At 63.8% G+C, this 17950-nt stretch carries 20 protein-coding genes; 9 read left to right on the top strand and 11 right to left on the bottom strand.

Annotation, left to right across the window (positions count from 1 at the left end):
• Positions 1-89 precede the first annotated feature (89 nt).
• Positions 90-761 carry a class I SAM-dependent methyltransferase gene (locus QWL29_RS13645; RefSeq protein WP_305823429.1) on the top strand — a complete coding sequence of 224 codons (672 nt, stop codon included), beginning with the start codon at positions 90-92 and terminating at the stop codon, positions 759-761.
• Here QWL29_RS13645 and corA read toward each other — a convergent pair whose 3' ends face one another.
• From corA to mpl, 10 genes are all read right to left on the bottom strand, one after another.
• Positions 762-1736, bottom strand: coding sequence for a magnesium/cobalt transporter CorA (gene corA, locus QWL29_RS13640; RefSeq protein ID WP_229437314.1), 975 nt, complete (start codon positions 1734-1736; stop codon positions 762-764).
• A gap of 122 nt (positions 1737-1858) precedes the next feature.
• A complete protein-coding gene (gene mtgA, locus QWL29_RS13635) occupies positions 1859-2590 on the bottom strand; it encodes a monofunctional biosynthetic peptidoglycan transglycosylase (protein ID WP_305823428.1) in 732 nt (243 codons plus the stop codon).
• 8 nt (positions 2591-2598) lie between these two features.
• Positions 2599-3408 carry a shikimate dehydrogenase gene (gene aroE, locus QWL29_RS13630; RefSeq protein WP_305823487.1) on the bottom strand — a complete coding sequence of 270 codons (810 nt, stop codon included), beginning with the start codon at positions 3406-3408 and terminating at the stop codon, positions 2599-2601.
• An 8-nt stretch (positions 3409-3416) separates the two neighbouring features.
• Positions 3417-4268, bottom strand: coding sequence for a TonB family protein (locus QWL29_RS13625; RefSeq protein WP_305823486.1), 852 nt, complete (start codon positions 4266-4268; stop codon positions 3417-3419).
• A 153-nt stretch (positions 4269-4421) separates the two neighbouring features.
• Positions 4422-4700: a hypothetical protein gene (locus QWL29_RS13620; RefSeq protein WP_305823427.1), complete on the bottom strand. Its 279-nt coding sequence runs from the start codon at positions 4698-4700 to the stop codon at positions 4422-4424.
• 240 nt (positions 4701-4940) lie between these two features.
• Entirely contained in the window at positions 4941-5210 is a 270-nt protein-coding gene (locus QWL29_RS13615) for a hypothetical protein (RefSeq protein ID WP_305823426.1), read from the bottom strand.
• A gap of 26 nt (positions 5211-5236) precedes the next feature.
• Positions 5237-7297: a ribonuclease catalytic domain-containing protein gene (locus tag QWL29_RS13610; RefSeq protein ID WP_305823425.1), complete on the bottom strand. Its 2061-nt coding sequence runs from the start codon at positions 7295-7297 to the stop codon at positions 5237-5239.
• A gap of 40 nt (positions 7298-7337) precedes the next feature.
• Positions 7338-7913 carry a chorismate--pyruvate lyase family protein gene (locus tag QWL29_RS13605; protein WP_305823424.1) on the bottom strand — a complete coding sequence of 192 codons (576 nt, stop codon included), beginning with the start codon at positions 7911-7913 and terminating at the stop codon, positions 7338-7340.
• Positions 7913-8521, bottom strand: coding sequence for a YqiA/YcfP family alpha/beta fold hydrolase (locus tag QWL29_RS13600; RefSeq protein WP_305823423.1), 609 nt, complete (start codon positions 8519-8521; stop codon positions 7913-7915). The genes QWL29_RS13605 and QWL29_RS13600 overlap by 1 nt, the downstream gene beginning before the upstream one ends.
• Positions 8518-9888 carry a UDP-N-acetylmuramate:L-alanyl-gamma-D-glutamyl-meso-diaminopimelate ligase gene (mpl, locus tag QWL29_RS13595; protein WP_305823422.1) on the bottom strand — a complete coding sequence of 457 codons (1371 nt, stop codon included), beginning with the start codon at positions 9886-9888 and terminating at the stop codon, positions 8518-8520. The genes QWL29_RS13600 and mpl overlap by 4 nt, the downstream gene beginning before the upstream one ends.
• 76 nt (positions 9889-9964) lie before the next feature.
• Between mpl and QWL29_RS13590 the strand changes: the two genes are divergently transcribed.
• The 8 genes from QWL29_RS13590 to QWL29_RS13555 all read left to right on the top strand — a co-directional run bounded on the left by QWL29_RS13590 (position 9965) and on the right by QWL29_RS13555 (position 17180).
• The gene (locus tag QWL29_RS13590) at positions 9965-10597 is read left to right on the top strand and encodes a hypothetical protein (RefSeq protein ID WP_305823421.1); all 633 of its coding nucleotides are present in this window, start codon (positions 9965-9967) and stop codon (positions 10595-10597) included.
• Positions 10594-11154, top strand: coding sequence for a TlpA family protein disulfide reductase (locus QWL29_RS13585; RefSeq protein ID WP_305823420.1), 561 nt, complete (start codon positions 10594-10596; stop codon positions 11152-11154). The genes QWL29_RS13590 and QWL29_RS13585 overlap by 4 nt, the downstream gene beginning before the upstream one ends.
• Before the next feature lie 142 nt (positions 11155-11296).
• Complete coding sequence (aroQ, locus tag QWL29_RS13580; RefSeq protein ID WP_305823419.1) at positions 11297-11728, top strand: type II 3-dehydroquinate dehydratase; 432 nt, start codon at positions 11297-11299, stop codon at positions 11726-11728.
• 97 nt (positions 11729-11825) lie between these two features.
• Positions 11826-12293, top strand: coding sequence for an acetyl-CoA carboxylase biotin carboxyl carrier protein (accB, locus tag QWL29_RS13575; RefSeq protein ID WP_305823418.1), 468 nt, complete (start codon positions 11826-11828; stop codon positions 12291-12293).
• 93 nt (positions 12294-12386) lie between these two features.
• Positions 12387-13775: an acetyl-CoA carboxylase biotin carboxylase subunit gene (gene accC / locus QWL29_RS13570; protein WP_305823417.1), complete on the top strand. Its 1389-nt coding sequence runs from the start codon at positions 12387-12389 to the stop codon at positions 13773-13775.
• Positions 13772-14725 (top strand): 50S ribosomal protein L11 methyltransferase, encoded by a 954-nt coding sequence (gene prmA, locus QWL29_RS13565; RefSeq protein WP_305823416.1) that lies wholly within the window; start codon positions 13772-13774, stop codon positions 14723-14725. The genes accC and prmA overlap by 4 nt, the downstream gene beginning before the upstream one ends.
• A gap of 13 nt (positions 14726-14738) precedes the next feature.
• Positions 14739-16232 carry a zinc-ribbon and DUF3426 domain-containing protein gene (locus tag QWL29_RS13560; protein WP_305823415.1) on the top strand — a complete coding sequence of 498 codons (1494 nt, stop codon included), beginning with the start codon at positions 14739-14741 and terminating at the stop codon, positions 16230-16232.
• A gap of 6 nt (positions 16233-16238) precedes the next feature.
• Positions 16239-17180 carry a carbohydrate kinase family protein gene (locus QWL29_RS13555; protein ID WP_305823414.1) on the top strand — a complete coding sequence of 314 codons (942 nt, stop codon included), beginning with the start codon at positions 16239-16241 and terminating at the stop codon, positions 17178-17180.
• Positions 17181-17375: 195 nt separating this feature from the next.
• On the opposite strand, the gene QWL29_RS13550 is transcribed toward QWL29_RS13555, so the two are convergent.
• On the bottom strand, positions 17376-17909 hold the full coding sequence (locus QWL29_RS13550) for a YggT family protein (protein ID WP_305823413.1): 534 nt from the start codon (positions 17907-17909) through the stop codon (positions 17376-17378).
• Positions 17910-17950 lie beyond the last annotated feature (41 nt).

The raw sequence follows: 17950 nt of genomic DNA, 5'->3' as shown, positions 1-17950 counted from the left end.
TGGTGTGGAAACGGATGAGTATAGCGCTACCGTGCCGGCCATCAGCGGCTGCGGCTGGCGCATAATGGTCTTTTCCAAGCGGAGGACATATGCCTGCCCAGCGCGACACCACCGTCATCGACTCCTGGCACCGGAATGCCGAGCCCTGGACTACAGCCATCCGCAACGGCGAAATCGAAAGCCGCACGCTGGTCACGAATGCGGCCATCGTCGACACCGTGCGTTCCTATGCGCCGCAGACCGCCGTCGACCTCGGCTGCGGCGAAGGCTGGCTGGTGCGGGCGCTGCCGGAAGTGACCATGATTGGCGTCGATGCGATTGCCGGCCTGGTGCAAGCGGCGCAGGCGGCCGGCGGCGGGGAATTCCGCGCGCTGTCGTACGAACAGATCGCACAGGGCGAACTACAGCTGGCCGTCGATCTCGCGGTCTGCAATTTTTCGCTGATCGGAAAAGAAGCGGTCGAAGGCCTGTTCCGCACCGCGCCCTCTTACCTGCGCCGCGGCGGTTACCTGGTGGTACAGACCGTGCACCCGGTGCTGGCCTGCGGCGAGCAGGCGTATATCGATGGCTGGCGCGACGGCAGCTGGGCCGGTTTCAAGGGCGGCTTCCAGGATGCGCCGCCCTGGTATTTCCGCACCCTCTCAAACTGGATCGCCCTGTTCGAAAACAATGGCCTGCGTATCCGCGAACTGCGCGAACCGCTGCACCCGCAGAGCGGCAAGCCGGCGTCGCTGATCCTGGTCGGCCAGCTGCCGGCATAATCAGGCCAGTTTCAGCCAGCCGCGCCGGCGGAAATACCACAATGGTGCAATCGCGCTCGCAATCATCATGCCGATGGCGAAGGGATAGCCATAGGTCCAGTCCAGCTCCGGGAACCATTTATGGAAGTTCATCCCGTAGATGCTGGCAATCAGGGTCGGCGGCAGGAAAGCCACCGAGGCCACTGAGAAGATCTTGATGATCTTGTTCTGGTTAATGTTGATGAAGCCGACGGTGGCATCCATCAGGAAGTTCACCTTGTCGAACAGGAAAGAGGTGTGGCCATCCAGCGATTCGATGTCACGCAAGATCTGGCGCGCATCGTCGAATTGTTCGGCATTCAGCAAGCGTCCGCGCATCAGGAAACTCACCGCGCGGCGTGTGTCCATCATGTTGCGGCGGATGCGGCCATTCAAGTCTTCCTCGTGCGCGATGGCATTCAGCGCGGCAGCCGCGTCCTGGTCGGTGAATTCCTTTTGCAGCACGCGCTGGCTGACTTCTTCCAGGCTTTCGTAGATGCCCTCGAGCGCGTCAGCCGAATACTCGGCATCGGTCGCATATAAATCGAGCAGCACGTCCATGTAGTCGCCGATCGAACCGGGACGCGAACGCGCGCGCATGCGCACCAGGCGAAATACCGGCAGATCGTCGGAGTGCATCGAGAACAGCATCTTGCCCGACAGGATAAAAGCGACGGTGACCACGCGCGACGGGCCGTCTTCTTCTTCGAGCAGGAAGTCGGTGCGCAGGTGCAGGTCGCCGTTTTCGGCTTCGTAATAACGGGCCGACGCCTCGATGTCCGACACTTCGTCTTCGCCCGGCAGCGAGACGCCGTAGATGGCCTTGACCCAGGCACGCTCGTCGTCGTCGGGGTCGGTAAGATCGACCCAGACAGGCGTGGCATTCTCCAGGTCCGCGCGCGACGCGATCGGGACCTGGTTCAGACGGCCATTTTGTAGGACAAATACGTTGATCATGCGCGCTTTCTCGGCCGGAATCAAAACTGACGCAAGTGTACTCGCTCACCCCGTGTGCGGCCACCCCGAAACAACGGTTTTGCCCCGTCTTCGGCGTTTTTTCGACGAATTAAACAGATGAATTAGGGCAACTCTGCCGCACCCATCCGGCGCTGGATCAGGCTGGTCCTTTTGACCAGGTAATTGGTGCTGCGGTGGCGGTCGTAATAGCGGGGATTCGGCAGCATGACGGCCAGGCGCGCGGCCTGGGCCGGGGCGAGATTGGCTGCCGGAGTACGGAAGTAATAGCGCGCCGCCGCTTCGGCGCCGAACACGCCGCGGCCGAATTCGACCACGTTCAAATACACTTCCAGGATGCGGCGCTTGCTCATCACCGATTCCAGCATGAAGGCGATGATCATTTCCTGGCCCTTGCGCAGATAGCTGCGCGAGCCGGACAGGAACAGGTTCTTCGCCAGTTGCTGGGTAATCGTCGAGCCGCCGCCGACCACCTTGTGCTTGCGGTTATTCCGGTTATAGGCGCGCTCCAGCGCATCGAAATCCACGCCCGGGTGATCCGCGAAATTCGCGTCTTCGGAGGCCACCACCGCGCGCTTCAGGTGATTTGAAATGCGGTCATAGGGCACCCATTGGTGTTTCAGCTGCGCATTCGGATTCTTTTCGCGCAGTTCAGAGAGTTGCTGGCGCATGAAACTGGTCGAGCCGGGATTGAACCAGACGAACCAGCATACTTGCACGAAGAAATACAGTTGCAGCAGGATAAACGCCAGGATCGGACCGAGGAATATCCATTTGATCCAGCGGCGTTTATTCGATGCGCCCGACGCGCCGCCCGCAATGCCTTTTTTCGCCATCGTTGTAATTATGTTCTGAGTGAGGTCAGGAGTTCGCGGGTGTCCGGGCGTACGCCGCGCCAGATCGTAAACGCTTCGGCGGCCTGCTCGACCAGCATGCCAAAGCCGTCGCGCGTGGCGGCGCCCTGCTTCGCGGCAAACAGCATGAAGGGCGTCGGCGCGTCGCCATACATCATGTCCAGCGCCAGCGTGTCATGCGTAAAGGCCGACGCCGGGACCGGCGGCATTTCCTGCGCCAGGCTGGCCGAGGTGGCGTTCACCACGATGTCGAAGCTGCCCCGGATATCCTCGAAGTTGACGGCCGTAACCTGCGTGACCTGGTCCTGGAAGTCGGCCACCAGCGTGTCGGCGGTCTTGCGGGTGCGGTTGGCCACCACGATCGCGCTTGGCCCCTGCTGCAGGAAAGGCAGCATCACGCCGCGCGCCGCGCCACCGGCGCCCAGCAGCAGGATGCGCTTGCCGGTCAGCGCCACGCCGGCATTGCGCGTGATGTCGGCCACCAGGCCGGGGCCGTCGGTGTTGTCGCCGACGATCTCGCCGTCGACGAAGCTGAGGGTATTCACGGCGCCGGCGGCGAGCGCCCGCTCTTCCAGGCGCGTGGCAATGGCTGCTGCTTCCAGCTTGAAGGGCACGGTGACGTTCGCGCCCTTGTATCCTTTAGCGACCAGGTCGCGCACGACGTCGGCAAAGCCGTCGAGCGGCGCCATGCGGCGGCCGTAGTCGAGCTGCTGGCCGGTCTGCGCGGCAAAGGCGGCGTGGATCTGCGGCGACTTGCTGTGCGCAACCGGGTTGCCGATCACGCAATACTGGTCCGTCATGGTGTCTGTCACGATTGCTCCTGCAATTCGGCCTTCATTTTTTCCTCGCGCGTAAAGGTAAAGCGGGTGATCACGATCCACAAGTCATCCTTGCCGACCGAGCGCATATTCTGGGGGAAGCTGCCGAAGGGCGCGGCGCGGCGCACGATCTCGAGCGCGGCCTTGTCCAGCGCCGCGTTGCCGGAACTGCGCTCGATGCGCGGGCCGCCCTCCTTCTGGTACAGACTGCCGTCCTGGTAGACGGGAATCGACACCACCAGCTCGCCGTACAGCTTGCGCCCGTTCTGCTGGGGGAAGTTCAGCGTGCCGATCTCCTCCACGCGCTTTTGCATCGCCTTGTAGTACAACGCGTAGCCCACCTGGCGCGTGCTCGGCGAAATGTGGGTGCGCTTCGGGCGGCGGTTCTGGTCGTCGATGGTCTGCGTGATCTCGGCCGTCATGCGCGCGATCTGGCGCGTGGTGTCGATTTCGTCCTGGCCGGTGCGGGTGGGGTCGGGCTTGTCCTTGTCGCGCACCGGGGCGGCGTTGAAGCTTGAGGTTTTCACGCGCGTGAGCACGTTTTGCTGGAGCTGCTCGAGCTCGGCGATGCGGCGCTGCAGGGCCTTGATGCTGTCGCCGTTGTCGATGCGGCGCAGGTCGGGCAGCGGCGACTTGGCGCGGCCATTATCGGCCGTGCCGCCGCCTTCCAGGTTGGCCTGGGCCAGGGCGTCGGCTTTTGCCGGGGCATTGGCATGCCGGGCGTTGACGAGGATGACTTCCAGGCCGGGGTCGGCCGGCTGCATGCGGAATACTTCTGGCGCGGCAAAACGGATCGCCAGCAAGAACGCATGCGCGGCCACCGAAGCGGCCAGGGCGATCATCAAGGGACGGTTTTCTCGGGAATACTTCACGCGTGCGCGCCGGACGGCATTGAATCTGGGAATCCAGGCATTCTACAGCGGAGGAAGTCGCTGCGGGCGGTTGGTGGCGGCAGGGCAACGGTGCTGGTCGTTGCCGGCCCGTTTACTGCGGGATTATGGTTTCGGCTGGGCGGCGATCTGCTGCTGCAAGGCGCGTTCGATCTGGGCGCAGTCGGATTCGTAGCCGGCGTTCGGCAGGGAGTCGATCATGCGGGCGTAGCGTTCGATGTCGGCGGGCTTGCCGGAGGCGGCGGCGCTGTTTGCCTGCTCGGCCAGCGTGCGCAGGACGTTCGAATAGCACATGTTGGTGTCGAACGAGGTGGAGAGGACGCCTGCATAGAACGACACGGCACAGGGAATGATGAGAGCGAAAGCGATGGCCAGGTATCTCATATTTTTTACGTACGGTGGGCACCCTGTGCCCACGCGGTGACGAACGTCTCCTGTTGGCTGCGTGCTGCGATTATCCAGTAGGTGGCTCGGGTAGAATGGCACGGCTACTTCGGGTTCCGATGTGATCGAATGAGCTGTTTTTGCGGTCTCGATTATTATCCGGCGCAAGATGATGTGGGGTCGCGTGGCATGAGGCTCATCACCGCGTGGGCACAAGTGCCCACCCTACGAAAAACCGCATTACGGTTTCTTGGGACAATCCAGCTTCAGCGCGGCGCCATCGTGCTCGGCGAAGTACTCCACGCATTCCGCCCCGTCCCGGTAGATCGTGCGCATGCCGAACGAGGACGCGTAATCGGCCTCGTTGAAGCTCACCGAGCCATCGTGGTCGAAATCGATGGCTTCGTATGCCAGCGGCGAGCGGTACACCATCCAGGCGAACACGGCCCAGTAGCCGAGCACGATCACGGCCGTCACGATCACGATGGTGCGTATCGACTTGCTGCTCATGGTTGCCCCGTGCTCGCCTTGACTAATTATTGCGCGCCGGCGGCCGGCGTGGCGTCGTCGGTGCTGACGGCTGCCACGGCGCCTTCGGCTTCGACCACTTCTTCCACCGCGGCCTCGCCGGTATCGCCAGCTTCGCCGCCCTCGCCCTCTTCCTCGTCAAAGGCCAGCTCTTCGCCAGGCGCGGCCTGCGCCACTTCGAGCAGGCGCGCTTCCAGCGACAAATCGACTTCGTCCCAGCGCACGATGTCGAGTTTGACCTGCACACCGCGCGCCACCTGCGGCATGCCCGGCAGGCGAATCACCAGCGGCACGTCGTTCAGGCGCAGCACGTCTTCCTTCAGCACGACCGCTTCAGTCTGCTTGACCTGCTCCTGGCCCAGCCAGCGCAGGCACCAGTAGCGCTCCATGGTCTGCTGGAAGTCGTTGTAGGCCGAATAGGCGGCATCAAACGCCGAGACGATCGAGAACAGCGTCGCATCGCGCGGCTTGAACGGTGCCACCAGCGGCGCGGTCACGCCGTGTTCGGCGCAGGCGATGATCTGCCACTGGTTGACCAGGTCGGTATAGCGGCGCAGCGGCGAGGTGCTCCAGGCATATTGGTCCACGCCCAGGCCCTGGTGCGGCGCCGCGTGCGTGACCATGCGCACCTGCATCTTGGCCGCCCAGCCGGCGCCACTGCCGGCGCCCTGCGAACGGTAGATGCCCGGCACGCCCGAGTCGTGCAGCAGCTTGCCCCAGGTGCTGTTGGCAAAGATCATCAGCTCGGCGACGATCTTGTCGAGCGGTGCGCCACGCTTGCGGCGCACGATCGAGACCACGTCGTCCTCGACATAGAAATTGAAGTCGACGCGGTTGGCCTGCTCCGGCTTCAAACCGAAAGCTTCGCGCTTGGCCATGCGGCCCGCTTCGAGTTTGAGCGCCCATTTCCAGATCAGCGCCAGTTCACGCTTGTGCGGATACTCGCCCTCGCCGTTTTCCAGCGTTTCCTCATTGACCAGCGCATCCAGGTCGTTGTGACGCAGATTGCTCTTGATCGGCACCAGTTCGGCGCGGGTCGTGGTCGACACCGTCGACCAGTCGGCCGGGTTCAGGGTCGCATACAGCGACAGTGCCGGACAGGTATTGCCCTCGGCCAAGGTGAAGGCATTCACCACCTCGTCCGGCAGCATGGTGATCTTGTCGCCCGGCATGTACACGGTGGACATGCGGCCGCGTGCGATCTTGTCGATCTCGTCGTCCGGCTTGATGGCGAGACCGGGCGCAGCAATGTGGATGCCGACGCGCACGTTGCCGTCATCGAGCTGCTCGACCGAGAAGGCATCGTCGATCTCGGTGGTGGTCACGTCGTCGATCGAGAAGGCGGCCACGTTCGCCGTCGGCAGGCCGGCAGGCGCGCTCGGCACCGGCACGGGCGGGAAACCGGCGCCGCGCGGGAAGTTCTCGAACAGGAAGCGGCCCATGTGCAGCTCTTTCGGCGACGCAATGCCGCCGGCCTTCAGCATCAGGCGCGGGGCTGAGGTCTGCAGTTCGCTGGCGGCCGTTTCCATGGCCTTGTATTCGATGGTGTTGCGGTCCGGCTTGAACAGCAGCTGGTGCACCATGGGCTGCAGCGCAGCCGGCAGTTTGCCCGCCTTCAGTTCCTCGACGTAGCCGGCCTGGATCAGGGCTTGCTGCTTTTTCTTCTCGATGCCGGCCTGGGCCGCACGCAGCGATTGCTCGGGCGCCGCCTTGTAGCGGCCGCGGCCTTTTTTGTAGAAGTAGATCGGGGCATTGTGCAGGGCCAGCACCAGGCCGGCGGCTTCCGCGGGCAAGGGCGCGTGGCCGAAGTATTCGGCGCCGAGCTCGGCAAAGCCGAATTCTTCCTGGCCAGCGACTTCCCACAGGAATTCCAGGTCGACGTCGGCGGCGATGCCCTTGGCGGCGTCGAGCAGCGTGGCGGGGTCGGGTTTCTCGAACTGGAGCAGCACGTCCTTGGCTTTCACCTTCGACCGTTTGCCGCTCGACAGTTCTACCTGGTAAGCCTCGCCTGCCTGGGACAGCACCGAGCCGACCTTGAAGTCGCCCGATTCTTCAAAAAATACATTCATCGTTTATGTCGCAATCGTGTCGCGTTATTAAGAACCTATCTCAGTAGGTTCTAAGTGTTGCACCCAGATCGAGTACCGCCGGCAAAAATACCTCGGTGACCATCAGCAGGCCTTGATGGCGGCGATAGACACAGCGCCGCGCATAAAATTCGTTTCCTTGCAGCTCGCCACCGAGGGCGGACCGCAGCCGCTCGACCAGCGAGTGGCTGCCGCGCAGCCGTGCAAATTCCAGTGTCCCGCGTTGTACCCGCGGGTCGTAAAACAGGGTCGTGCCGAGCGAACGTTCGCCCAGCGCCGAAAACAGCGGCCAGTCGCTGGCGGTGGCCGACATCGGCACCACCGTGTGGCCAAACACCGCCGGCGCATCGTCGCAGCAGAGCAAGACTTCGCGCTCCCACACCCGCTCGCGGCGCGGCAGGCCGATCGGCCCCGTCTCTTCCAGCGCACACAGTGCCGCGTGCTGGTGCAGGCGCTTTACGCGGAAGGTCTCGCTGCTCGCTACCAGGCGCGCCGTGAGCGAACCTTGCGTCGTCAGCCAGTCGCGCATGGCCGGCGGCGCGTGCACGGCGCCCACATGGCGATGCCATTTCGCCTGGCGCAAAGACTGGCCGCGCACTAGTTATCGCCTGTCTTTGAACCTGCCTGCGTCCAGCCGACATCCGGCTGGCAGAACGCCAATACCTCGTCCACATACTGCGGGAATTCTGAAATCGCATGATTGCTGCCGTCGATCACATGCCGGCGCGCGCCGGCGTAGTGCGCCACCATGTCGCGGTAATCCAGCACTTCGTCGCCCGTTGCCGCGACCAGGAAATAGCGCTCCGGATGCGTAATCTTTGAAACTTTCAGCGCGGCCAGCTCGTCAATATACTCGCGGCGGAACTCGAACGTCTCGTCCGAGTGCCACGTTGTCGTCACGCCGACGTGCTGTTCCAGGTTCTTCAACGGGTCGACCGCAGGATTCAACAGCACCGCGCGCACGCCGAGGCGCTCGGCCAGCCAGGTGGCGTAGAAGCCGCCCAGCGAGGAGCCGACAATCGCCAGGTTCTCGGGCGCATGACGTTCGGCCAGCAGCAGAGCCAGCTCCATTGCCGCCTTCGGCGAGGCCGGCAGCTGCGGGCAAATCAGGTCGCCTGCGCGGCCGGCCGCCGTCATCCGCTCCTGCACCACGCGCGCCTTGAACGAGCGCGGCGAGGAACGGAAGCCGTGCAGATATAGAATCATTTGGCCAGCGCCTCGAGCAGCTTCTGGTGCACGCCGCCGAAGCCGCCATTGCTCATCACCAGGATGTGGTCGCCCGGCTGGGCGGCCTGGATGATGGCCTGCACCATGTAGTCGATCTGGTCGAAGCTGTGGGCAATCGCGCCCAGCGGCTTCAGGGCGTCGGCCAGCGACCAGCCCAGCGCCTGCTGGCTGCCGAAGCCGAACACCAGGTCGGCGTCCTTCAGGCTGCCCGGCAGGGCATCCTTCATGGCGCCCAGCTTCATGGTGTTCGAACGCGGTTCCAGCACCGCCAGGATGCGCCCGCCCGTGCCGATGCGCTGGCGCAGTCCGCCCACGGTGGTGGCGATCGCAGTCGGGTGGTGCGCAAAGTCATCGTACACGGTGACATTGTTCACTACGCCACGCACTTCCATGCGGCGCTTCACGCTCTGGAAGCGCGACAGCGAATCGATGGCTTGCGCCACCGGCACGCCCACGTGGCGCGCGGCGGCAATCGCGGCCAGCGCGTTCGAGCGGTTGTGCTTGCCGGTCAGTTCCCAGTGCACAGTGCCCTGCACTTCGTGGTTGAACACCACGTCGAAGCTGGCGCCGCCCGGATGCTCGACCATGGCCCAGTTCACGCCATCCGACGTACCGAAACTTTCCTTGTCGCTCCAGCAGCCGCGCTTGATCACGCGCGCCAGCGAGGCTTCGTCGCCGTTCACGACCAGGCGGCCGATGCCCGGCACGGTGCGCACCAGGTGGTGGAACTGGGTTTCGATGGCGCCGATGTCCGGGAAGATGTCGGCGTGGTCGAATTCCAGGTTGTTCAGGACAGCCGTCTTGGCGTGGTAGTGCACGAACTTGGAACGCTTGTCGAAAAAGGCGGTGTCGTATTCGTCGGCCTCGATCACGAAGAAATCGCTGTCCGCTTCGCCCGACAGGCGCGCCGAGATGCCGAAGTTCATCGGCACGCCGCCGATCAGGAAGCCCGGCGAATAGCCCGCGTCTTCCAAAATCCAGGCCAGCATCGACGAGGTCGTGGTCTTGCCATGGGTACCGGCCACGGCCAGCACCCATTTATTACGCAGAATATGTTCCCCGATCCACTGCGGGCCCGACGTGTACGGCAAGCCGCGGTTCAGGATTTCCTCGATCAGCGGATTGCCGCGCGTCATCACGTTGCCGACTACGTACAGGTCCGGGGCCAAAGCCACCTGTTCGGGCCCGTAGCCCTGGATCAGTTCGATACCCTGGGCTTCGAGCTGGGTGCTCATCGGGGGATAGACGTTGGCGTCGCAACCGGTAACGCGGTGGCCGGCCTCCTTGGCCAGCACCGCCAGGCCACCCATGAAGGTGCCGCAAATGCCGAGGATATGAATGTGCATGGTCGTGGGTATGAAAGCGAATACAGGATTCTAACCGACGCGATGCCATTTTTCGTTCAAGAGTATGATCGTCCTCATGATGCCAAGCCAGAACAATGACCTATTCCAGCTGCGCCTGGAGATTGCCGCCACAGCCGCACGCATGATCGCCCAGGACGGCGCCGATTACGCCACTGCCCGCCGCAAGGCTGCACGGCAAGTGCTGGGCGTGGACCAGCCGGCGCCGAACCTGATGCCCGACAATACCCAGATCGAGGACGAGGTGCGCAAGTACCAGTCCCTGTTTGGCGGCGGCGCCCAGGCCGAACGCCTGCTGCATTTGCGCGAAACGGCATTGCAGGTGATGGACGCGCTGGCTGCGTTCCATCCTTATCTCACCGGCGCGGTACTGAACGGCACCGCCGGCGAGCACGACGATATCCATTTGCAATTGTTTGCCGACAGCGCCAAGGAAGTCGAGATCTTCCTGCTGGGCCGCAATGTCAATATCGACATCTCGGAAACGCCCCACTTCAAGGGCGCGCGCCACGATCCGGTTGAAACGGTGAGCTTCCTGTGGCATAAGGAAGCCGTCCACGCCGAGCTCTACGATTATCATGACTTGCGTGGCGCACTCAAGCCGCGCGCCGATGGCCGCCTGCAGCGTGTCGACGCGGCCGGCCTGCGCGCCTTGATGACGACCGACCAATCTCTGGAACAGGACGAATGAATAAAAAGAAGTTGGCAGCACTCGCGGCCGTGGCCGTGGTCTTTGGCGCGCTTGGCGCTTTCCTCGGCTACAAGACCCAGCCGCAACCGGCAGTACCCGTGACCACCGCCGTCGCCCCGACCGGCGGCCCGGCCCATACGGCTTCCACTAACTTATATGCGCAGTCGCTGAACGACCTGGAAGGCAAGCCGCAGTCGCTGGAGAAATGGAAGGGCAAGCCGCTGCTGGTGAACTTCTGGGCGACCTGGTGCGGGCCCTGCGTGCAGGAAATGCCGGAACTCTCGGCGCTGGCGAACGAAGAGAATGGCAAGCGCTACAACGTGATCGGCATCGGCATCGACGCCCCGTCGGCGATGAGCGAGTTCGCCGCCAAGCACGCCATCCGGTATCCGCTGTACGTGGGTGGCATGGGTGGCACGGAGCTGTCGCGCGGCTTCGGCAATGCGCAGGGCGGCCTGCCCTTCACGGTGCTGATCGGCGCCGATGGGCAGGTCAAGAAGACCTACCTGGGCAAACTCAAGTTCGACGAGTTGAAGGCGGACCTGGCGGCGCTGTAGGGTGATGCAACAGGACTCGCGAACGGTCGTTCTATTCCGAACTGCGCCCAAGTCACCCTTATCCGCATAGAATTTTATTGCTTGCCAATACCCCTTGTTGGCGGCAAAATGCGTCACTTTCGAGCATAGACTCTACAAAAACATGGCGAAAAAGCTACTGCTGCTTAACGGTCCCAACCTGAATCTGCTGGGGACCCGCGAGCCTGCGGTGTACGGCGCGGCAACGCTGGCCGACATCGAAAGCGCGGCAACGGCCCAGGCCGAAGCTGCGGGCGGATCGCTTTCCTGCTTTCAAAGCAACCACGAAGGTGCGCTGATCGACCGCATCCACGCTGCCCGTACCGAGGGCGTGGATGCCATCGTCATCAATCCTGGCGGACTGACCCACACCAGCGTGGCTCTGCGCGATGCGCTGGCTGCGGTGGCGATTCCGTTTATTGAGGTACATATCTCAAATATTTACCAGCGTGAAGAATTCCGTCATTTCTCATACCTGTCGGCGATCGCCCGCGGAACGATCAGCGGCCTGGGTGTGGACGGATATCGGTTTGCCATCGACTTTGCGCTTAAATAGCGTTAATCTACGCCAACTTCATGCATCATGCGCGGATGCGCCCTCTTTTTGGCGCTTCGCTTACTCTTAAAACACAAATAATTCCAAGGGGTTCTACATGGATCTTCGTAAACTCAAGACTTTGATCGACCTCGTCGCCGAATCGGACATCGCTGAACTCGAAGTGACCGAAGGCGAAAGCAAGGTCCGCATCGTCAAGTCGTCCGCAATGCCCCAAGGCCAGATGGTCATGATGCCGTCCGCGGGCGTGCAGCAGTTCTCGGCGCCGGCTACCCCTGCCGCAGCGCCTGCTCCGGCAGCACCAGCAGCCCCGGCCGTTGCCGCCGAAACCGGCCACGTCGTCAAGTCGCCGATGGTCGGGACCTTCTACCGTTCGTCGGCGCCAGGCGCACCGGCTTTCGTGGAAGTGGGCGCCAACATCAAGGAAGGCGATACCCTCTGCATCATCGAAGCGATGAAGCTCCTGAACGAAATCGACGCCGATGTGTCGGGCGTTGTGACCAAGATCCTGGTGGAAAATGGCCAGCCGGTCGAATTCGGCCAGCCGCTGTTCGTGATCGGCTGATCCAGCCTCGCCGGCCGTGATGTCTACGCGGCCTTTTGATCCGAACCCAGGCCGGCGCCCGACGCCGGCTTCTCTCATCTACCCAAGCTAACCATGTTTGAAAAAATCCTCATCGCCAACCGTGGTGAAATCGCGCTGCGTATCCAGCGCGCCTGCCGCGAAATGGGCATCAAGACGGTGGTCGTTCACTCCGAGGCCGACAAGGACGCCAAGTACGTGAAGCTGGCCGACGAGTCCGTCTGCATCGGCCCGGCACAGTCCGCGCTGAGCTACCTGAACATGCCAGCCATTATCAGCGCCGCCGAAGTGACCGACGCCGAAGCCATCCACCCTGGCTACGGCTTCCTGTCGGAAAACGCCGACTTTGCCGAGCGCGTGGAAAAATCGGGCTTCGTCTTCATCGGCCCGCGTTCCGACTCGATCCGTTTGATGGGCGACAAGGTCTCGGCCAAGCAGGCGATGATCCGCGCCGGCGTGCCTTGCGTGCCCGGCTCCGACGGCGCCCTGTCGGATGACCCGAAAGAGATCATCCAGACCGCGCGCAAGGTCGGCTATCCGGTCATCATCAAGGCGGCCGGCGGCGGCGGCGGACGCGGCATGCGCGTCGTCCACACCGAAGCGGCCCTGCTGAACGCCGTGCAGATGACCAAGACCGAAGCCGGTTCGGCCTTCGGCAATCCGGAAGTCTACATGGAGAAGTACCTGGAAAATCCGCGCCACGTGGAAATCCAGATCCTCGCCGACGAACACAAAAACGCCGTCTGGCTGGGCGAACGCGACTGCTCGATGCAGCGCCGCCACCAGAAGGTGATCGAGGAAGCACCGGCGCCGGGCATCCCGCGCAAGCTGATCGAAAAGATCGGCGACCGCTGCGCCGAAGCCTGCCGCAAGATCGGCTACCGCGGCGCCGGCACCTTCGAATTCCTGTACGAAAACGGCGAGTTCTATTTCATCGAAATGAACACCCGCGTGCAGGTCGAACACCCGGTCACCGAAATGATCACCGGCATCGACATCGTGCAGGAACAGATCCGCATCGCTTGCGGCGAAAAGCTGCGTTTCCGCCAGCGCGACATCATGCTGGCCGGCCACGCCATCGAGTGCCGCATCAATGCCGAAGACCCGTTCAAGTTCACGCCGTCGCCGGGCCGCATCACCGGCTGGCATCCGCCGGGCGGTCCTGGCATCCGTGTCGATTCGCACTCGTATGCGGGCTACTATGTGCCACCTCATTACGATTCGATGATCGGCAAGGTAATTTCCTACGGTGCTACCCGCGAGCAGGCCATCCGCCGCATGCAGATCGCGCTGTCGGAAATGGTGGTCGAGGGTATCCTCACCAACATCCAGCTGCACCGCGAACTGATGGTCGACGCCCGTTTCATCGAAGGCGGCACCAACATTCATTACCTGGAACAGAAGCTGGCGAACCGCCCCGACACCAAGGTTGTCGTGGCCCCGGAAAACAAGGCTGACGCATGAGCTGGACTGAAGTCGTCATCGAAATCGCCCGCGACCACGCCGAAGCCCTGTCCGACGCGCTGATGGAAGCAGGCGCCCTGTCGGTCTCGGTGGAAGACGCCGACGAAGGCACCGACCAGGAAAATCCCCTGTTCGGCGAGCCGGGCATGGAACCGACCGAAACGGCCTGGGACCACAGCCGCGTGGTCGCCCTGACCGATACCGACGCGGACCAGGCAGCGATCGTTGCCGAAGCCGCTGCCGCGATCAAGCTGGCCGAGGTACCGGCGTTCACCACGCGCGATGTGGCGGACGCCGACTGGGTGCGCCTGACCCAATCGCAGTTCGAGCCGATCCACATCGGCACCAACATCTGGGTCGTGCCGAGCTGGCACGAAGCGCCAAACCCGGACGCCCTGATCCTGGAACTCGATCCGGGCCTGGCCTTCGGTACCGGCAGCCATCCGACCACCCGTTTGTGCATGGAGTGGCTGGAAGCGCATCCGAAACCGGGCAAGTCGGTGCTGGACTACGGCTGCGGCTCGGGCATCCTGGCGATGGTCGCCAAGAAGCTCGGTTCCGGCGACGTGGCCGGTGTCGACATCGATCCGCAAGCGATCGAATCGGCCCGCGCAAATGCCGAACGTAACAATTGCGAGATCGACTTCTACGTGCCGGACGACCTGGCTGTGGCGCCGAACGCGCGTCACGCCAGCGGCAAGTTCGACATCGTGGTGGCGAATATCCTGTCGAGCCCATTGAAGCTGATGGCGCCGATGCTGTCCGGCCGCGTGGCGCCCGGTGGTTCGCTGATCCTGTCGGGCGTGCTGGCGCGCCAGGCCGAGGAAGTGGCCGCCGCCTACGCACCTTTCATAAAGCTGGGCGTCTGGGCCGAGCAGGACGGCTGGGTTGCCTTGCACGGCACGCTCGGCCAGGACACGGTTCCGCCCGCGCGTTCCGCCACCGCCTAAGGAGAGCCCAGGCATGGCGCTCGCCACACAATGCCCCCACTGCGGCACCATGTTCCGGGTCGCCTCGGACCAGCTCAAACTACGTGGGGGCATCGTGCGCTGCGGCGCCTGCCAGGAGATCTTCGACGGCAGTGCGTCGCTGGTCGACCTCGATGCCTTGCCGGTGCGTGCGCCGGCAGCAGCGGCGCCGCCTGCCGTGGCCGAAACACTTGCCGCTGTTGCGCCGGCATTCGAGCCAGAATCGGAACTAGAATCGGAGCCGGAACTGGAGCCCGAGCCGGTCGAAGAGCCGGCAGCGGACGCCGTAGCCGATTCCCTTCCCATTGCCGTTGTCGACGCAGAAGCGCCTGCCGCACTTGCAGACGACGCCGCGCCGAATTTCGACGACCAGCCGGTCTACACGCTCGACTTCAATCATACCTTCGACCCGTTCGGCATCCTGCCCAAGGTCGCTGCGCCGGAAGAGGACGCCCCTGTCATACCCGCAGCGGAGGCCTTGTCGGCAGACGTGCCGATAGCGAAGGTGACGGTCGTCGAACCGCCGGCGCCGGTCGACGCCGATTCGGCCGCGCAAGCCGATTCGGGCAACACCACATCGGGCGGCCCCGCCCAAACGCTCACGCCACCGGCCTTTGCGCCGGCCACCGAGATCGCCTTCCCGCCTTCCAGCCGCATCGAGCCGACCTTTGGCCTGCCGGTGGACGAGGAAATCGTCGCCACCGCGCTGCCCGGCCACGAGGACGAGCACAGGCAAGATCCGGCGACGCCATCAACCGCGGCGCCGGTGCGCGCTGCCGACGCGCCGCCGATGCTGCCGCTGCGCGAGGCAGCCGGCGCCATCGTCCACGGCGCAGCGCCAGCGCCAAGCGCACCGCCGGTGGCCCGTACGCCTTCGTCCAAGCGTGCCGAAAAGGCCGCCGCCCGCCGTTCGCGCCTGACCCCGACGAAAATCGACGCGCCGCCGAAAATCCGCGTGCCGGAGAGCGACGAGCCCGAATTCGTGAAGCGCAGCCGCCAGCAGGAACAAGGCAGCCGTACGCGCAAGCTCGCCATGCTGGCCGGCTCGGTCGTGCTGCTGCTGATCCTGATTGCCCAGGGCGCCTTCACCTTCCGCAACGCGCTCGCCGCCCGCTCCCCCGGCGCGAAGCCGGCGCTGGTATCCGGCTGCGCCCTGTTCGGCTGCCGCGTCGAGCTGCCGGCCCAGGTCGACAACCTCGTCATCGACACCGGCGAACTGACCACCCTCGGCGGCGGCGCCTATGCGTTCACCACCCAGCTGCGCAACCAGGGCGCCGTGCCGCAGGCCTGGCCCAGCCTCGAGCTGTCGCTGACCGACGCCAGCGACAAGCCGCTGGTGCGCCGCGTGTTCGCGCCGCGCGACTACCTGGCGGCAGGCACACCGGCCGCAAACGGCCTGGCCCCGCGCGTCGAACAAGCGATCACGCTCCACTTCCGCGTGGACGACCTTCAACCATCCGGCTACCACATCGCCGTCTTTTATCCCTGAGCGAACATGACCCACCCTACCCTGATCTGCGGATCGCTGGCATTCGACAAGATCATGCAGTACCACGGCCGCTTCGGCGACACCCTGCTGGCCGACCAGCTGCACCGCGTGAACGTGTCGTTCCTGGTGCCGACCCTGCGCACCGAATACGGCGGCTGCTCGGCGAACATCGCCTATAACCTGAACATGCTCGGCGGCGACCCGCTGATCATGGCCACCATCGGCCAGGACGGCGCCGACTACCTCGAGCGCCTGCGCAACTTCGGCATCAAGACGCGCGCCATCAAGACCATTGCCGACGCCTACACGGCTCAGTGCTTCGTCACCGCCGACCAGGACAACAACCAGATCAACGCCTTCCACCCGGGCGCGATGCAGTTCTCGCACGAGAACAACGTGGCTGACTGCGGCCCGCTGCGCGTGGCGATCATCGCCCCGGACGGCCGCGACGGCATGCTCAAGCACGCACGCGACTGCGCCGCGCAAGGCGTTCCGTTCATGTTCGACCCGGGCCAGCAGCTGCCGATGTTCAGCGGCGAAGAACTCTTGAGCTTCATCGAGCAGGCCACCTACCTGGCGGCCAACGACTACGAATTCGAAATGATCGTCGACCGCACCGGCCTGACGCTTGAAGCGATCGCAGCGCGACTGGACGCCCTGGTCATCACCCGCGGCGAAAAGGGTTCCGAAATCTACGCCGGCGGCGAGCGCTACGACATTCCGGTGGTCCCGGCCGCGAACATCGTCGACCCCACCGGCTGCGGCGACGCCTACCGCGCCGGCCTGCTGTTCGGCATTGCCCAGGGCTACGACTGGAACACCACCGGCCGCCTCGCCAGCCTGCTCGGCTCGATCAAGATCGGCCACCAGGGCGGCCAGAACCACAAATTCACCCCCGTCGAAATCGCCGACAAGTTCGAAGCCGCCTTCGGCTACCGCTTCAAGTAATCGACAGTCGGCGCACATCGATGCGTCCGCCGCAATCGAACACGCAACCGTAAGGTGGGCACTCCGTGCCCACGCGGTACGTGCTCCGAGCGTCAGCCGCTAGCAGCAAGACATCGCTCGAACCACCAAGCCCGGCCACCACCACAAAAAAAATGGGCAGCTCACCGCTGCCCATTTCCACATCCAACGAAGCCTTTAATACGGCCCCGGCAACACCATCCTCAACAAATACAGCGCAATCTGCAACAGCAACACCGCCACCAGCACCGACAAATCCAGCCCGCCAATCGGCGGCACCACGCGCCGGATCGGCCGCAGCAGCGGATCGTTCAGCGCATGCACGAACGGCGCCAGCGGCGCATGCGGATTGACCCAGCTGAAGATCGCCTCGATGATCAAGAGCGCCACGAACCCGTAGATGATCCACTTCACGAAGCGCGCCAGCGCCCACAGGAAGACCTGCTCGCCGCCGGCGCCGGCCAGGAAGTAGATCGACGTCGCCAGCAGCACCACGATGAAGGCGCCGATCAGGCTCGCCCAATCGTAACCGCCCGCTCCCGGCACCACGCGGCGCAGCGGCTTGACCAGCCAGTCGCTCAGCGTGAACGTGAACTGCGCCACGGATGCAGGTGGACGGACCCGGATGGTCTGCATCCAGAAACGCAGGAGCAGGACCGCGCCCAGCACGGTGGCAGCGGTGTCGACGATCAACTGAAGAATGGGCAGCACATGGACTCCTTAAAATAAAAAAATACCGCTGTGCGAACATA

The organism is Massilia brevitalea (assembly GCF_030711405.1).
Taxonomy (GTDB): domain Bacteria; phylum Pseudomonadota; class Gammaproteobacteria; order Burkholderiales; family Burkholderiaceae_D; genus Telluria; species Telluria brevitalea.
The sequence above is the reverse complement of the archived record's forward strand: the minus strand, read 5'-3'. Positions and strand labels throughout refer to the sequence as shown.

Bases quoted from the DNA above. Each gene is read 5' to 3' on its own strand.
- QWL29_RS13645 (WP_305823429.1), top strand. From the start codon at position 90: ATGCCTGCCCAGCGCGACACCACCGTCATCGACTCCTGGCACCGGAAT.
- corA (WP_229437314.1), bottom strand. From the start codon at position 1,736: ATGATCAACGTATTTGTCCTACAAAATGGCCGTCTGAACCAGGTCCCG.
- mtgA (WP_305823428.1), bottom strand. From the start codon at position 2,590: ATGGCGAAAAAAGGCATTGCGGGCGGCGCGTCGGGCGCATCGAATAAA.
- aroE (WP_305823487.1), bottom strand. From the start codon at position 3,408: ATGACGGACCAGTATTGCGTGATCGGCAACCCGGTTGCGCACAGCAAG.
- QWL29_RS13625 (WP_305823486.1), bottom strand. From the start codon at position 4,268: ATGATCGCCCTGGCCGCTTCGGTGGCCGCGCATGCGTTCTTGCTGGCG.
- QWL29_RS13620 (WP_305823427.1), bottom strand. From the start codon at position 4,700: ATGAGATACCTGGCCATCGCTTTCGCTCTCATCATTCCCTGTGCCGTG.
- QWL29_RS13615 (WP_305823426.1), bottom strand. From the start codon at position 5,210: ATGAGCAGCAAGTCGATACGCACCATCGTGATCGTGACGGCCGTGATC.
- QWL29_RS13610 (WP_305823425.1), bottom strand. From the start codon at position 7,297: ATGAATGTATTTTTTGAAGAATCGGGCGACTTCAAGGTCGGCTCGGTG.
- QWL29_RS13600 (WP_305823423.1), bottom strand. From the start codon at position 8,521: ATGATTCTATATCTGCACGGCTTCCGTTCCTCGCCGCGCTCGTTCAAG.
- mpl (WP_305823422.1), bottom strand. From the start codon at position 9,888: ATGCACATTCATATCCTCGGCATTTGCGGCACCTTCATGGGTGGCCTG.
- QWL29_RS13590 (WP_305823421.1), top strand. From the start codon at position 9,965: ATGATGCCAAGCCAGAACAATGACCTATTCCAGCTGCGCCTGGAGATT.
- QWL29_RS13585 (WP_305823420.1), top strand. From the start codon at position 10,594: ATGAATAAAAAGAAGTTGGCAGCACTCGCGGCCGTGGCCGTGGTCTTT.
- aroQ (WP_305823419.1), top strand. From the start codon at position 11,297: ATGGCGAAAAAGCTACTGCTGCTTAACGGTCCCAACCTGAATCTGCTG.
- accB (WP_305823418.1), top strand. From the start codon at position 11,826: ATGGATCTTCGTAAACTCAAGACTTTGATCGACCTCGTCGCCGAATCG.
- accC (WP_305823417.1), top strand. From the start codon at position 12,387: ATGTTTGAAAAAATCCTCATCGCCAACCGTGGTGAAATCGCGCTGCGT.
- prmA (WP_305823416.1), top strand. From the start codon at position 13,772: ATGAGCTGGACTGAAGTCGTCATCGAAATCGCCCGCGACCACGCCGAA.
- QWL29_RS13560 (WP_305823415.1), top strand. From the start codon at position 14,739: ATGGCGCTCGCCACACAATGCCCCCACTGCGGCACCATGTTCCGGGTC.
- QWL29_RS13555 (WP_305823414.1), top strand. From the start codon at position 16,239: ATGACCCACCCTACCCTGATCTGCGGATCGCTGGCATTCGACAAGATC.